17 protein-coding genes are annotated in these 13398 nt (G+C 63.3%); 16 read left to right on the top strand and 1 reads right to left on the bottom strand.

The genetic code is table 11. From position 1 onward, the window contains the following. Window positions 1–16: 16 nt before the first annotated feature. Window positions 17–586 (bottom strand): tetratricopeptide repeat protein, encoded by a 570-nt coding sequence (locus tag ABW22_RS01640; protein WP_059751310.1) that lies wholly within the window; start codon window positions 584–586, stop codon window positions 17–19. Between the two features lie 115 nt (window positions 587–701). Between ABW22_RS01640 and cysS the strand changes: the two genes are divergently transcribed. The 16 genes from cysS to ABW22_RS01560 all read left to right on the top strand — a co-directional run bounded on the left by cysS (window position 702) and on the right by ABW22_RS01560 (window position 12988). Beyond that, window positions 702–2069: a cysteine--tRNA ligase gene (cysS, locus tag ABW22_RS01635; protein ID WP_059751309.1), complete on the top strand. Its 1368-nt coding sequence runs from the start codon at window positions 702–704 to the stop codon at window positions 2067–2069. A gap of 10 nt (window positions 2070–2079) precedes the next feature. Next, window positions 2080–2535 carry a hypothetical protein gene (locus ABW22_RS01630; RefSeq protein WP_059751307.1) on the top strand — a complete coding sequence of 152 codons (456 nt, stop codon included), beginning with the start codon at window positions 2080–2082 and terminating at the stop codon, window positions 2533–2535. Between the two features lie 97 nt (window positions 2536–2632). Beyond that, a complete protein-coding gene (locus ABW22_RS01625) occupies window positions 2633–3445 on the top strand; it encodes an ABC transporter ATP-binding protein (protein ID WP_059751305.1) in 813 nt (270 codons plus the stop codon). Further along, window positions 3438–4226, top strand: a complete 789-nt coding sequence (gene mlaE, locus ABW22_RS01620) for a lipid asymmetry maintenance ABC transporter permease subunit MlaE (RefSeq protein WP_082708345.1) — start codon at window positions 3438–3440, stop codon at window positions 4224–4226. Before ABW22_RS01625 ends, mlaE begins: the two co-directional genes overlap by 8 nt. Beyond that, a complete protein-coding gene (mlaD, locus tag ABW22_RS01615) occupies window positions 4227–4694 on the top strand; it encodes an outer membrane lipid asymmetry maintenance protein MlaD (RefSeq protein WP_059751301.1) in 468 nt (155 codons plus the stop codon). Continuing rightward, window positions 4691–6055, top strand: coding sequence for a TolC family protein (locus ABW22_RS01610; RefSeq protein WP_059751300.1), 1365 nt, complete (start codon window positions 4691–4693; stop codon window positions 6053–6055). The genes mlaD and ABW22_RS01610 overlap by 4 nt, the downstream gene beginning before the upstream one ends. Before the next feature lie 81 nt (window positions 6056–6136). Then, window positions 6137–6787: an MlaC/ttg2D family ABC transporter substrate-binding protein gene (locus tag ABW22_RS01605; protein ID WP_059751298.1), complete on the top strand. Its 651-nt coding sequence runs from the start codon at window positions 6137–6139 to the stop codon at window positions 6785–6787. Continuing rightward, window positions 6784–7062, top strand: a complete 279-nt coding sequence (locus tag ABW22_RS01600; RefSeq protein WP_059751296.1) for an STAS domain-containing protein — start codon at window positions 6784–6786, stop codon at window positions 7060–7062. Before ABW22_RS01605 ends, ABW22_RS01600 begins: the two co-directional genes overlap by 4 nt. Then, the gene (locus ABW22_RS01595) at window positions 7059–7967 is read left to right on the top strand and encodes an ABC transporter ATP-binding protein (protein ID WP_059751294.1); all 909 of its coding nucleotides are present in this window, start codon (window positions 7059–7061) and stop codon (window positions 7965–7967) included. The genes ABW22_RS01600 and ABW22_RS01595 overlap by 4 nt, the downstream gene beginning before the upstream one ends. Window positions 7968–8247: 280 nt before the next feature. Next, on the top strand, window positions 8248–9003 hold the full coding sequence (locus ABW22_RS01590) for an ABC transporter permease (protein WP_059751292.1): 756 nt from the start codon (window positions 8248–8250) through the stop codon (window positions 9001–9003). Window positions 9004–9018: 15 nt separating this feature from the next. After that, window positions 9019–9255 (top strand): BolA family protein, encoded by a 237-nt coding sequence (locus ABW22_RS01585; RefSeq protein ID WP_059751290.1) that lies wholly within the window; start codon window positions 9019–9021, stop codon window positions 9253–9255. Next, a complete protein-coding gene (gene murA, locus ABW22_RS01580; protein WP_059751288.1) occupies window positions 9256–10509 on the top strand; it encodes a UDP-N-acetylglucosamine 1-carboxyvinyltransferase in 1254 nt (417 codons plus the stop codon). 115 nt (window positions 10510–10624) lie between these two features. Beyond that, window positions 10625–10909, top strand: a complete 285-nt coding sequence (locus ABW22_RS01575) for a type II toxin-antitoxin system Phd/YefM family antitoxin (protein ID WP_059751286.1) — start codon at window positions 10625–10627, stop codon at window positions 10907–10909. Next, the gene (locus ABW22_RS01570; RefSeq protein ID WP_157648504.1) at window positions 10906–11340 is read left to right on the top strand and encodes a type II toxin-antitoxin system VapC family toxin; all 435 of its coding nucleotides are present in this window, start codon (window positions 10906–10908) and stop codon (window positions 11338–11340) included. The genes ABW22_RS01575 and ABW22_RS01570 overlap by 4 nt, the downstream gene beginning before the upstream one ends. 679 nt (window positions 11341–12019) lie before the next feature. After that, window positions 12020–12682 (top strand): ATP phosphoribosyltransferase, encoded by a 663-nt coding sequence (hisG, locus tag ABW22_RS01565; RefSeq protein ID WP_059751479.1) that lies wholly within the window; start codon window positions 12020–12022, stop codon window positions 12680–12682. A gap of 21 nt (window positions 12683–12703) precedes the next feature. Next, the gene (locus ABW22_RS01560) at window positions 12704–12988 is read left to right on the top strand and encodes a type II toxin-antitoxin system Phd/YefM family antitoxin (protein WP_059751283.1); all 285 of its coding nucleotides are present in this window, start codon (window positions 12704–12706) and stop codon (window positions 12986–12988) included. The last annotated feature ends 410 nt before the right edge of the window (window positions 12989–13398 follow it).

The following is a 13398-nucleotide window of genomic DNA, read 5'->3' as shown; positions in this document are numbered from 1 at the left end:
GGGCGGGTGCATGGCCTTATCTGGCCGGTGCGGGCTGGCTGGGGTCCGGCAGGGGCTTGGCCGTTGCCGGCTTGTCTGGCTGTTCCCCGAGCATGTTCCGGATCAGCGTGAGCTTGGTTTGCGCAGTCGTATTCGTGCTGTCCAGCGCCTGTGCCTTTTCATACGAAATCGACGCCATTTTGACATAAATGTCGCCGAGGTTTTCATGTGCGGTGGCGTAGCCGGGATGGGCGCGGATCGCCATTTCAAGCGCGTACCTGGCCGCTTCATACTTGCTTTGCGAGGCGTAGATCACCGCCAGGTTGTTGTAGGGCTCGGGCAGCTCGGGGTAGTCCTCGGTCAGCCCGGTAAACACGGCGATGGCATCGTTGGTCTTGCCCTGGTCGGCGAGGATCAGGCCTTTCAAAAAGCGTGCCTGCGCATCCTGCGGATTTTGGGCCAGAAAGCGGTTGGCGCGGTCGAGCGCACCGGTCAGGTCGCCCTGGCGGTACTGCTGGTTGATTTCCTGGATTTCATCGGCCAGAACAGGCGTGCCGGCGAGGAGGGCACAGGCGACAACGGCGGCGAAAAAGCGCGACAAAGCCATGTGATATGCTCGGATCATCTCGGATAAGCCGGCATTTTAGCCCGGATATTTCACCAATCGACACGCCGCCTCATTGCGCCCCCCTGTCATTTCGCCTTTGGCCTGAATCCGCACCATGCTGCACATCACCAACTCCCTCACCCGCACCAAGGAAGAATTCGTTCCGCTCACCCCTGGCCAGGTCCGCATGTACGTCTGCGGCATGACCGTGTACGACCTGTGTCATCTGGGGCACGCGCGGGTATTCGTGGTGTTCGACATGGTGACGCGCTGGCTGCGTGCGAGTGGCTATCAGGTCGAGTACGTGAGAAACATCACCGACATCGACGACAAGATCATCAAGCGCGCTGCGGACAACGGCGAAACTCCGGCCGCGCTGACCGGGCGCTTCATCGCCGCGATGCACGAGGACGAACGCGCGCTCGGCGTGCTGCCGCCTGACCACGAGCCGCGCGCCACCGAATATGTGGCGCAGATGCTGGTGCTGATCGAGCAACTGATCAAGAACGGCTTGGCCTACCCGGCGCCGAATGGCGACGTCTATTACAGCGTGCGAGCCTTCCCCGCCTACGGCCGCCTGTCCGGCAAAAGCCTCGACGAGCTGCGCGCGGGCGAGCGGGTGGGGGTCGATCCCAGCAAGCGCGACCCGATGGATTTCGTGCTGTGGAAAGCCGCCAAACCGGGCGAACCCGTGTGGAACTCGCCGTGGGGGCCGGGGCGCCCCGGCTGGCACATCGAATGCTCGGCGATGAGCGCCGACCTGCTCGGCAAGCATTTCGACATCCACGGCGGCGGCCAGGATCTGCAGTTTCCGCATCACGAAAACGAGATCGCCCAGTCCGAAGGCGCGAACGGCTGCACATTCGTCAACTACTGGATGCACAACGGCTTCGTGCGGGTGGACAACGAAAAAATGTCCAAGTCGCTGGGCAACTTCTTCACCATTCGCGAGGTGCTGGCGCAATACGACGCCGAAGTGGTGCGCTTCTTCATCCTGCGCGCGCACTACCGCAGCCCGCTGAACTATTCGGATGCGCATCTGGACGACGCCAAAGGCGCGCTGACGCGCCTGTATACCGCGCTGAAGCACGCGCCGCTGACGGCGGCCGCGCCCGACTGGAGCCAGCCTGCGGCGCAGCGTTTCCGCGCGGCAATGGACGACGACTTCAATACCCCGGAAGCCCTCGCGGTGCTGTTCGATCTGGCCGGCGAGGCCAACCGGGGCGACGACGACGCCGCGCAGATCCTGCGTAGCCTCGGCGGGGTGCTCGGCCTGCTGCAGCGCGATGCGGCGGACTTCCTGCAGGCGGGGGCCGCGCCCGGCGGCCTCTCCGAAGCCGAAATCGAGGCCCTCATCGCCGCGCGCCAGGCAGCGCGCAAGGCGCGAGACTTCGCCGGCTCCGACCGCATCCGCGACGAGCTGACCGCGGCCGGCATCGTGCTGGAAGACGGAGCAGGCGGCACCACCTGGCGCCGCGCCTGACGCCTTTGCCATGACATCCAATCCCCTTGTTCTGGTCGGCGCCCGCGGCTGGCAGCATGCCGCGTGGCGGGGCGGGTTTTATCCCGATGACCTGCCGGATGACTGGCTGTTGTCTTATTACAACACGCAATTCCAGGCGGTCTATCTGCCGGCAGCGGTCTGGCAGGCCGCATCCAAAGCGACCTGGGCGCAATGGCTGTACGACACCCGGGACAGCTTCTATTTCGTGCTGGAGCCGGGTGATGCAGCGTCTGCAAAACCCGATTCGGCGCGGGTGCTGCTGGCAACGCCGGCGTGGGAAGCCCAGCATGTCTGGTGGCTGGACGAGGCCCCCGACCTGCGTGCGCTGGCACAACGCATCACGCAGCAGGCGACGACGGGTGAGCCCCTGTTTGTATTCAGTCGCAGCGGCAATGCCGATTTGCTGGAACAGATCAACACCCTGAAGCAGGTGATGGGCTACTGAATAGTGAATAGCGGTTTAAAAACGCCTGCATGATTGCGGTGGCGGGGGCGTGCTTCGGTAAAATAGCTGCCCTTAACAAAAATACAGGCTGGATTTCTTGCAAAACGACAATCTGGTCGAAATCGAGGATGTCGAATTTGGCTATGGTGACCGCCCGGTTTTGAAGGGCATCACCCTGAGCGCCCGGCGCGGGCAGGTCATTGCCATCATGGGCAGCAGCGGTTGCGGCAAAACCACGCTTTTGCGTCTGATTGGCGGGCAGATCAAGCCCGGCCAGGGAACAGTGCGCGTGGCGGGCGAGTCGCTGGGCGAACTCGACGAGGCCGGCCTCTACCGCCTGCGCCGCAAGATGGGCATGCTGTTCCAGTTCGGCGCGCTGTTCACCGACATCTCGGTGTTCGACAACGTGGCGTTCCAGTTGCGCGAGCACACCGATCTGCCGGAAGACGCCATCCGTGACCTGGTGCTGATGAAGCTGCATGCGGTGGGCCTGCGCGGCGCTTCGCACCTGATGCCGGCTGAGCTCTCCGGCGGCATGGCGCGGCGGGTGGCGCTGGCGCGCGCGATTGCGCTCGACCCCATGCTAGTGATGTACGACGAGCCGTTTGCCGGGCTCGACCCCATTTCGCTGGGCATCACCGGCAATCTGATCCGTCGCCTGACCGACACCCTGGGGCTGACCTCGCTGGTGGTGACCCACGACGTGCAGGAGTCGCTTAAGATCGTCGATTACATTTATTTCGTCTCGGAAGGTGTGATCGTCGCCGAAGGCACCGCAGCAGAGATCCGGGCGTCCGACTTGCCGTACGTGCACCAGTTCGTGCATGGCGAGGCCGACGGCCCGGTGCCGTTCCATTATCCGGCGCCGCCTTATGCCGACGACTTGCGACGGGGGAAACAGCGTGCTTAAGCGATCGATTGAAAACCTGGGAAACCGCGCCATACAGGCCGTCTGGCGCATCGGCTTTGCGGCCCGTTTCTTCGTCGCGGTCCTGCTGCACTCGGGCACCGCATTCCGCCGCTTCGGGCTGACCATCCGCGAGATGTACTTCACCGGCGTGCTCTCGCTCATCATCATTCTGGTGTCGGGGCTGTTTGTCGGCATGGTGCTCGGCTTGCAGGGCTACGAGACATTGCAGACCTACGGCGCGGAAGAGGCGCTGGGCATTCTGGTGGCGCTGTCCCTGGTGCGCGAACTGGGGCCGGTGGTGGCGGCGCTTTTGTTCGCCAGCCGTGCCGGATCGGCCATCACCGCCGAGATCGGCCTGATGAAGGCGACCGAGCAACTGTCGGCGATGGAAATGATGGCGGTGGACCCGATCGCCCGTGTGGTGGCGCCGCGCTTCTGGGCGGGGGTGATTTCGATGCCGCTCCTGGCCGCGCTGTTCTCGGCGATGGGGATTTTCGGCGGCTATCTGGTCGGCGTGCAGTTGATCGGGGTGGACGAAGGGGCGTTCTGGTCGCAGATGAAGAGCGCGGTCGATCTCGAGCAGGATATTTTGAACGGCGTCATCAAGAGCGTGGTGTTCGGCGTCGCCATCACCACCATCGCGCTGTTCGAAGGCTATGACGCACCGCCGACCGCCGAAGGCGTATCGGGCGCCACCACGCGCACCGTGGTGACCTCCAGCCTGGTCGTGCTGGCGCTGGATTTTGTTTTGACCGCATTCATGTTTCGGGGACTCAATTAAATGAACAAGACCGTACTCGATCTCTGGGTGGGATTATTCGTCGTCGCAGGCATTGCCGCGTTGCTGTTCCTGGCGCTCAAGGTCGGCAGCACGAGCGTCGTCAGCGCGTCGAACAGCTACGAAGTTGTCGCCCGTTTCGACAATATCGGCGGGCTCAAGCCGCGTGCGCCGATTAAAAGCGCCGGCGTGGTGGTTGGCCGGGTGGCGGATATCCGTTTCGACAATGAAACATTCGAAGCCGCCGTTACCCTGCGGCTGGATAACCGCTATGCTTTTCCCAAGGACACCGCTGCCGCCATCATGACCTCGGGTTTGCTGGGCGAACAATATGTCGGGCTGGAAGCGGGTGGCGACAGCAAAATGTTGAAGGACCAGGACCAGATCTTCATCACCCAGTCAGCCGTGGTGCTGGAGAATCTGATCGGACGGTTTATGTACGGCCAAGCTCAAGAAGGAGCGCCTCAATGAAACGCAACGCACTCACCCATACCCTCCTGGCAGCCGGCGTGCTGCTGACCACCCTGCCTGGGCAGGCAGAGACCATCAACCTGCAGCAGGCGGTGGAAATGAGCCTCGCCGCCGATCCCCGCATCAAGGAGCGCGAACAGGTGGTCGAAGCCGCGCGCGGCATGTTGCAGGAAGTACAGGGCAAAGCGGGCTGGCGGCTCAACGCCAACGCCTTTGTGGGGCTGGCGCCGAAAGTGGAGGGCGGGTTCTATCAGGACGGCAACACCTACAGCGGAACGACGCCACGCTCCGACGGCAACAGCTTTAACGGCGTTTCCGACTGGACCCACCTCGACTTCGCGCTGATCAAGCCGCTCTATACCTTCGGCAAGATCGAGCGCTACGGCGAGGCGGCGCAGGGCAATGTCGACCTCAAGCGCGGCGAACTCAAGCAGACGCGCGGCGACACGGTGTATGACACCAAGCGTGCCTACTTCGGCTATCTGACCGCGCGTGATACCCGGGTTTTCCTGGAAGACATGCAGGGGCGGCTGAATCAGGCCATCACCTCGGTCGAGCGCAACCTCAAGGAAGAAACCGGCGAATCCAGGCAATCCGACCTGTATGCGCTGCAAACCGCAAAAGGGATGCTGGCCAAGTATGTGCACCAGTCACGCGCGGTCGAAAAAATCAGCCTCGATGGCTTGAAAGTGCTGACCGGCGCGGGGCTGAAATCTGATCTCACGGTGGCCGATGCACGGATCGAGCCGGTGACTTTCCCGCAGATCGATCTGGCCGAATTCCAGTCGCGCGCCTTGCTGGAGCGTCCCGAAATGCAGCAGCTCGAAGCGGGACTGCGCACCCGCCGTGCCCTGGTGGCCGCCAAAAAAGCGGATCGCATGCCGGACGTCTACGCTGGCGTGATCGGGCAGTTCAACTATGCCTCGCAGCGCGAGCGGCTGGACAACCCCTACCTCAACGACCCCTTCAATGGCGGCGGTCTCACCCCGGTGGTGGGCGTGAAATGGGACAGCGTGTTCGGTGCGACGAATGCCCGCGTCAATCAGGCGCAGGCCGAACTGGAAGCGCTCAACCACAAGAAGGCTTTTGCGGTGGCCGGCATTCCGTTTGAAGTGGGCGAGGCCTATGCAAACGCCCGGGCCAACCATGATTCACAGCGCGATCTGGCCGCAGGCGCCGCAGCGGCGCGGCGCTGGATGGTGGCGTCGCTGGCCGATTTTTCGGCCGGGCTCGAAAGCGCCGACAAGGTGGCCGACGCGATCAGGAACTATACCCTGGCACAGACCGAATATTTGCGTACGGTCAACGACTACAACATGAATGTGGCGCAGTTGGCGCGCCTGTCGGGTGAACTCCGGTAAGCAGCGGGCGTCTACGCTTAGCCTTGCCGATCTGCGCCGCGCCGATTTGTCCCCCGATTTTCTCGAACAGGAATACTTGATATGTTGCGCTCATTTTTAATGCCGTTGCTGGCACTGCTGCTGGGGTTCAATGCGCCTGCGGCGCTCGCCGCCAACATGCCGTCCGACACCCCGCCCGACGTGCTGGCACGTACCACCACGCAGGAAGTTATCACCATCCTGAAACAGGACAAGGAGCTTCAGCGCGGCAACCTGGCCAAGGTGTATCAGCTGGTCGAAGCCAAAATTCTGCCTAACTTTGACTTCAATCGCATGACCCAGCTGGCCCTCGGCAGGCACTGGCCACGTGCCACCGCCAAGCAGAAACAGAAACTGGTGACCGAATTCCGCAACCTGCTGGTGCGCACCTATTCCAGTTCGCTCACCGCGTTCACCGACCAGGTCGTCGAATTCAAACCGCTGACGATGAAGCCGGACGACACCGATGTGACCGTGCGCTCCGAAATCCTCCAGCCGGGCGGGCAACCGATTCCCATCAACTACAGCATGTACAAAACGGCTTTCGGCTGGAAGGTCTATGACGTGACGATCGACGGCGTCAGCCTGGTGACCAATTACCGGTCATCCTTTGCCAGCACCATTCGCCAGAACGGGATTGACGGGCTGATCAAAACGCTGGCTGCCCAGTCTGCACGCGGTGAGGCCAAGCCGGCGCCGCGACCCGGCTCATGATTGCATGTGAGGGCAACGGCTGTCGCATCACCGGTGCGGTGACCGTCGACAGCGTCGGCGGCCTGCTGCGCGAATTGCAGCCGCAGCTTGCCAAGGGTGTTGACACGCTGGATTTCAGCGGCGTCGAAACCGCCGATTCGGCTGCGCTCCCCCTCATCTTCAGCGCCATGCGACAGGCCCGGCAAGCCGGCCGCAGCCTTGCCTGCACCGGCCTGCCGACCAGCTTCGCCACCCTGGCCGAGCTGTACGGGGTGTCCGAGCTGTTGCCTGCATGAGCCAGGCAAGCCCCGCGATCCGCGTCAGCGATCTGCGCAAGCACTTTGGCACCACCCAGGCGCTCGATGGCGTCTCGCTCGACATCCAGCCGGGCGAGTTTTTCGGCCTGCTCGGCCCCAACGGCGCCGGCAAGACCACGCTGATTTCGATTCTGGCCGGGCTCACCCGCGCCGACGCCGGCCACGCGGCCATCATGGGCCACGACGTGGTGCGCGACTATCGCCAGGCGCGACGCGCGCTTGGCGTGGTGCCGCAGGAACTGGTCTACGATCCCTTTTTCAACGTGCGCGAAACCCTGCGCATCCAGTCCGGCTATTTCGGACTCAGGCACAACGACGGCTGGATCGACGAGATCATGCACCACCTCGATCTCGCCCCGCACGCCGACAAAAACACGCAAAGCCTGTCGGGTGGGATGAAGCGCCGCCTGCTGGTGGCGCAGGCGCTGGTGCACAAGCCGCCGGTCATCGTGCTCGACGAGCCGACCGCCGGGGTCGACGTCGACCTGCGCCGCTCGCTGTGGGAATTCATCAGCCGCCTCAACCGCGAGGGGCACACCATCCTCCTGACCACGCATTACCTGGAAGAGGCCGAGGCCCTGTGCGGCCGCATCGCCATGCTGAAAAGCGGTCGCGTCGTCGCCTGTGACACCACCCGCAACCTGCTGCAGTTGACCAACGAGCATTGCGCGCAGCTGCGGCTGCAGGGCGAAACCCTTCCCGCCGCCTGGCAGACCCGCCTGCAGCATGACGCCGACGGCAGCTGGCGCATCAATTTCAGCGAGTATGCCGATCTGGAAACCCTCCTCGCCGACCTGCGCGGCGCCGGCATCCGCGTGCTCGAAATGCAGCTGCAGGAACCCGATCTGGAGGATGTCTTCACCGACATCATGAAACGCACATGAGCACGAAAATCGGGGCGAGGGCGCCCCTCCCACAGGTCCGCGCTGTTGTAGGAGGCCCGCCCCCGGGCCGAAGCCGTGGTGATTGCGATGGCACGAAATTCGGGGCGAGGGCGCCCCTCCTACAGGTCCGCGCTGTTGTAGGAGGCCCGCCCCCGGGCCGAAGCCGTGGTGGTTGCGACGGCGCGAAATTCGGGGCGCCCTCGCCCCGAATGCGGCGCGTCATCCCGGAATTGCCTCTTTCGGGGATGGACGCCGGCGTGACGGATTCGAGGGTGTTCACATGAGCGGATTGCCGGCACTCTTCTACAAGGAAATGCTGCGCTTCTGGAAAGTGGCGGTGCAGACGGTGGTCGCCCCGGTGGTGACGGCCCTGCTGTATCTGCTGATCTTCTCGCATGTGCTGGAAGCGCACGTCGAAGTCTATCCCGGCGTCTCCTACACCAGCTTCCTGGTGCCGGGGCTGGTGATGATGAGCATGCTGCAGAACGCGTTCTCCAACAGCTCGTCCAGCCTGATCCAGTCGAAGATGCAGGGCAACATCGTGTTCGTGCTGCTGCCGCCGCTGTCCTACCTGGAATTTTTCCTGGCCTATCTGGGCGCGGCGGTGATCCGCGGCCTGGTGGTCGGGCTTGGCGTCTGGGTGGTGACCCTGTGGTTCGCCCCGTGGCAGATGCCGCACTGGGGCTGGCTGCTGGCGTATGCGCTGCTGGCCTGCGCCATCATGGGCGCGATCGGCATCGTCGCCGGCATCTGGGCGGAAAAATACGACCAGTTGGCGGCATTCCAGAACTTCCTCATCCTGCCGCTCACCTTCCTGTCCGGCGTGTTCTACTCGATCCATTCACTGCCCCCCTTCTGGCAGGGGATCTCGCATGCCAACCCGGTGTTCTACCTGATCGACGGCTTTCGCTATGCGTTTGTCGGCCAGTCCGACACCGATCCCTGGCTCGGTTTGCTGGTCGCCAGTGCCTGCTTTGTGGCAATATCCGCGCTCACTCTGGCGCTGCTGAAAAGCGGCTACAAACTCAGACACTGAAGAGGCACAACACGCATGGTTACCCCCGACGACATCAAAGGCTGGATCACCGAGAAACTGCCGTGTGACCACATCGAACTGGACGGCGACGGCCAGCATTTTCAGGCGGTGATCGTCAGCCCGGCCTTCACCGGCAAGAACATGATCCAGCAGCACCGGCTGGTGTACGACGCACTCGGTTCGCGCATGCACGCGGAGATCCATGCGCTGTCGATGAAGACCTATACCCCCGAAGACTGGGCTGCGCGCTGAATGGACGCCCTGCTGATTCATGGCGGCAATCCGCTGGACGGCGAAGTGCGCATTTCCGGCGCCAAGAACGCCGCGCTGCCGATCCTGACCGCCAGCCTGCTTGCCGCCGAGCCGCTGCGGCTGGCCAATGTGCCGCACCTCAAGGACATCAGCACCATGCTGGCGCTACTCGGCCACATGGGCGTGCGCGTCACCCTCGACGACCAGAACCACGTCACCCTGTGCGGCGAATCCATCCCGCACAAGGAAGCGCCCTACGAAATGGTGAAAACCATGCGTGCCGCCATCCTGGTGCTGGGGCCGACGCTGGCGCGCTTCGGCGAGGCACGCGTTTCGCTGCCCGGCGGCTGCGCTATCGGCTCGCGCCCGGTCGATCTGCACATCAAGGGTCTGCAGGCGATGGGGGCCGACATCAGCATCGAGCACGGCTACATCCACGCCCGCTGCAAGCGCCTGCAGGGCGCGCGCATCGTGATGGACATGGTGACCGTCACCGGCACCGAAAACCTGATGATGGCCGCCGCGCTGGCCGACGGCACCACCGTGCTGGAAAATGCCGCGCGCGAACCCGAAGTGGTCGACCTGGCGCGCTGCCTGGTCGCGATGGGCGCCAACATCGAAGGCGCGGGCGGCGACATCATCACCATTCACGGTGTCGACACGCTGCACGGTGCGGACTATTCCGTGATGGCCGACCGCATCGAGACCGGCACCTTTCTGGTCGCCGCCGCCATGACCGGCGGCCGCGTGCGCACCACCCATACCCAGCCCGACACGCTCGACGCGGTGATGAGCAAGCTGCGCGAAGCCGGGGCCAAGGTCAGCGTTGGCGACGACTGGATCGAAGTCGTATCCGACGGCAAGCTGAAATCGGTGGACGTGCGCACTGCGCCGCACCCGGCGTTTCCCACCGATATGCAGGCGCAGTTCATGGCGATGAACTGCATTGCCGAGGGTGCGGCCAGCGTCACCGAAACCATTTTCGAAAACCGCTTCATGCACGTCCAGGAACTGCGCCGTCTGGGTGCCAACATCGAAGTGTCCGGCCACACTGCTTTAGTGCGCGGCGTGCCGCGGCTGGACGGCGCCATCGTCATGGCGACCGATCTGCGCGCCTCCGCCTGCCTGGTGCTGGCCGGCCTGGTCGCAGCAGGGGAGACCACCATCGAGCGCATCTACCACCTCGACCGCGGCTACGAACGCCTCGAGGAAAAGCTCACCCAGCTGGGCGCACGCATCAGGCGCGCGCACTGAAATATGCTGCCGCCGTCATTGCGAGCAACGCGAAGCAATCCAGAACGCCCGCTGAGTCGAAGCATCCTGGATCGCCGCGTAACTGCCCCAATATAATTATGGCTATAATGGCCAAATGAAAACCGCCTCAATATCCACCACCAAAAATCAGTTGAGTGCGCTGATTGAGCAAGTTCGCCACGGCGAGACCATCCTCATCACCGACCACGACCGGCCGGTCGCCCGGCTCATCCCGGTCGTGAGTGAAAACGGCCAATCGGACGAGCTTGCGCTTCTGGAACGCAAAGGCATCCTGCGGCGAGGCCATGGAACGGCCTGTCGTTTGGCACCGCCCCCCGTAGCACTGCAGCATGCCAGCGCACTCCAGGCTTTGCTGGAAGAACGCGAGTCGGCGCGGTGAAATTCTGGGATAGCTCTGCAATCCTGCCGTTGCTGGTTGAAGAAGCGAGCACGCCCTCAGCACTCGGCTATTACGAAAACAATCCTGAAATCGTTGCATGGTGGGGAACCCCGGTCGAGTGCGCTTCCGCCTTGGCCAGGCTCGAACGTGAAGCCAAGCTTGATTCGACAGAAATCACGCTGGCGCTGGGTCAATTGGCAGCGCTGCAGGCAGCCTGGCATGAAGTGCAACCCCTGGACGGCGTGCGCCAGATCGCTCAACGCCTGCTGCGGCTTCACCCTCTGCGCGCCGCCGATTCACTGCAATTGGCAGCAGCGCTGCTTGTCTGCGAGCATAGACCGAAAGGTTGGCAATTCGTATGCCTGGATACCCGCTTGAGTCTGGCGGCCGAGCGCGAAGGCTTTATGGTCATCCGAAATTTTGCGGATTGAACGAGGGGAAAGTGGCATGAGATTCCCCGTATGTTCAATCCCGCCTCGTGGTCGCCAGTCGTCCCCTGCTACTGCCGTTCGGCCACTCGTCCGAGTTGCCCCTGCTCATCATGGCCATCCTCGGCGGCGCGCGCATCCGGCGCGTGCACTGGAGCCATGCAGATGCCGTCATTGCGAGCAGTGCGAAGCAATTCAGAATGCCAGCGGAATCGAAGAGCGCTGGATCGCCACGCCCTGCGGGCTCGCGATGACAGCACGGCCCACAGGGTATCCCCCCTGTGGGAGGGGCGCCCCCGCCCCGAATTTCGTACCGCCGCAACCGACAAGGCTTCGGCCCGAGGGTGGGCGTGCGTGGTTGTTGCCGACTCGTCGGCTTTTACAACCACGGCCTCCTCCTTGCGGGGGCTCCTACAACAGCGCGGACCTGTAGGAGGGGCGCCCCGCCCCGAATTTCGCACCGCCGCAACCGCCAAGGCTTCGGCCCGAGGGCGGGCCTCCTACAACAGCGCAGACCTGTAGGAGCGGCGCCCTCGCCGCGATTGCCCGCACCGGACAACCGCCCGCATTCGGCCCGAGGGCGGGCCTCCTACAACAGCGCGAATCTGTTGCGCGGCGATTCGTCCCCGCATTTCAATGGATAATCCGGGTTGAATAAATGCAACCCCTGATACAAGCCATCATGACCTACACCGGAATCACCCTCGCCCTGTCCAAGGGCCGCATCTTTGAAGAAACGCTGCCGCTGCTGGCGGCGGCAGGCATCACGCCGACCGAGAACCCCGAGTCCTCGCGCAAGCTCATCATCGGCACCAACCGCGCCGACGTGCGGCTCATCATCGTGCGCGCCAGCGACGTCCCGACCTACGTGCAATACGGCGCCGCCGACCTTGGCATTGCCGGCAAGGATGTGCTCAACGAACACGGCGGCAACGGCCTCTATCAGCCGCTCGACCTGCAGATCGCGTGCTGCCGCATGATGGTCGCCGTGCGCGAAGGCTACGACTACGCCGGCACGGTAAAGCAGGGCGCGCGCATCCGCGTCGCCACCAAGTACGTCAACGCCGCGCGCGAACACTTTGCCGGCAAGGGCGTGCACATCGACCTCATCAAGCTGTATGGCTCGATGGAGCTCGCCCCGCTGGTCGGCCTGTCCGACGTCATCGTCGACCTGGTTTCCACCGGCGGCACCCTCAAGGCCAACGGCCTGGTCGCGGTGGAACACATCAGCGACATCAGTTCGCGCCTGATCGTCAATCAGGCCGCGCTCAAGCTCAAGCGCAGCCTGATCCAGCCGGTGATCGATGGCTTCTCGTCGGCGGTCGGTACACGCGGCGCTGCGTAACTGAATGGCTATAATGGCCAAATGAAAACCGCCTCAATATCCGCCACCAAAAATCAGTTGAGTGCGCTGATTGAACAAGTGCGCCACGGCGAGACCATCCTCATCACCGACCACGACCGGCCGGCCGCCCGGCTCATCCCGGTCGTGAGTGAAAACGGCCAATCGGACGAGCTTGCGCTTCTGGAACGCAAAGGCATCCTGCGGCGAGGCCATGGAACGGCCTGTCGTTTGGCACCGCTCCCCGTAGCACTGCAGCATGCCAGCGTACTCCAGGCTTTGCTGGAAGAGCGCGAGTCGGCGCGGTGAAATTCTGGGATAGCTCTGCAATCCTGCCGTTGCTGGTTGAAGAAGCGAGCACGCCCTCGGCACTCGGCTACTACGAAAAGGCTCTTTCATCGTTATTTGTTGGTATTGGCCAGCCCTGTGGGCGGGGGCGCCCTCGCCCCGATTTGCGCGCCGTCGCAACCTCCACGGCATCGGCCCGAGGGCGGGCCTCCTACAACGGCACCCCCAGGGTTGCCCTTGGCGTTCGCCCAGCTCAAGAGCTGTGCGCTATTTGTTGCCTTGTTCGCCGGTGATTGTTTGCAAGCGCTGGGAATAGATCAGGCCCAGGAAGCACGAGGCCATCGCAATGAACTTGTAACTGGCGAATTTCAGGTCGAATTGACCAATGACGAGAAATGCCGCCAGCCCGCCGATGCCGGCATACAACACGG

It is taken from the genome of Thiobacillus denitrificans (assembly GCF_001530125.1).
Classification (GTDB): domain Bacteria; phylum Pseudomonadota; class Gammaproteobacteria; order Burkholderiales; family Thiobacillaceae; genus Thiobacillus; species Thiobacillus denitrificans_C.
The sequence above is the reverse complement of the archived record's forward strand: the minus strand, read 5'-3'. Positions and strand labels throughout refer to the sequence as shown.

Excerpts from the sequence above, each read along its gene's own strand:
- ABW22_RS01585 (WP_059751290.1), top strand. The coding sequence starts at position 9,019 with ATGGTTACCCCCGACGACATCAAAGGCTGGATCACCGAGAAACTGCCG.
- murA (WP_059751288.1), top strand. The coding sequence starts at position 9,256 with ATGGACGCCCTGCTGATTCATGGCGGCAATCCGCTGGACGGCGAAGTG.
- ABW22_RS01610 (WP_059751300.1), top strand. The coding sequence starts at position 4,691 with ATGAAACGCAACGCACTCACCCATACCCTCCTGGCAGCCGGCGTGCTG.
- ABW22_RS01640 (WP_059751310.1), bottom strand. The coding sequence starts at position 586 with ATGGCTTTGTCGCGCTTTTTCGCCGCCGTTGTCGCCTGTGCCCTCCTC.
- ABW22_RS01605 (WP_059751298.1), top strand. The coding sequence starts at position 6,137 with ATGTTGCGCTCATTTTTAATGCCGTTGCTGGCACTGCTGCTGGGGTTC.
- ABW22_RS01595 (WP_059751294.1), top strand. The coding sequence starts at position 7,059 with ATGAGCCAGGCAAGCCCCGCGATCCGCGTCAGCGATCTGCGCAAGCAC.
- ABW22_RS01560 (WP_059751283.1), top strand. The coding sequence starts at position 12,704 with ATGAAAACCGCCTCAATATCCGCCACCAAAAATCAGTTGAGTGCGCTG.
- mlaD (WP_059751301.1), top strand. The coding sequence starts at position 4,227 with ATGAACAAGACCGTACTCGATCTCTGGGTGGGATTATTCGTCGTCGCA.
- ABW22_RS01600 (WP_059751296.1), top strand. The coding sequence starts at position 6,784 with ATGATTGCATGTGAGGGCAACGGCTGTCGCATCACCGGTGCGGTGACC.
- cysS (WP_059751309.1), top strand. The coding sequence starts at position 702 with ATGCTGCACATCACCAACTCCCTCACCCGCACCAAGGAAGAATTCGTT.
- hisG (WP_059751479.1), top strand. The coding sequence starts at position 12,020 with ATGACCTACACCGGAATCACCCTCGCCCTGTCCAAGGGCCGCATCTTT.
- ABW22_RS01630 (WP_059751307.1), top strand. The coding sequence starts at position 2,080 with ATGACATCCAATCCCCTTGTTCTGGTCGGCGCCCGCGGCTGGCAGCAT.
- ABW22_RS01575 (WP_059751286.1), top strand. The coding sequence starts at position 10,625 with ATGAAAACCGCCTCAATATCCACCACCAAAAATCAGTTGAGTGCGCTG.
- ABW22_RS01590 (WP_059751292.1), top strand. The coding sequence starts at position 8,248 with ATGAGCGGATTGCCGGCACTCTTCTACAAGGAAATGCTGCGCTTCTGG.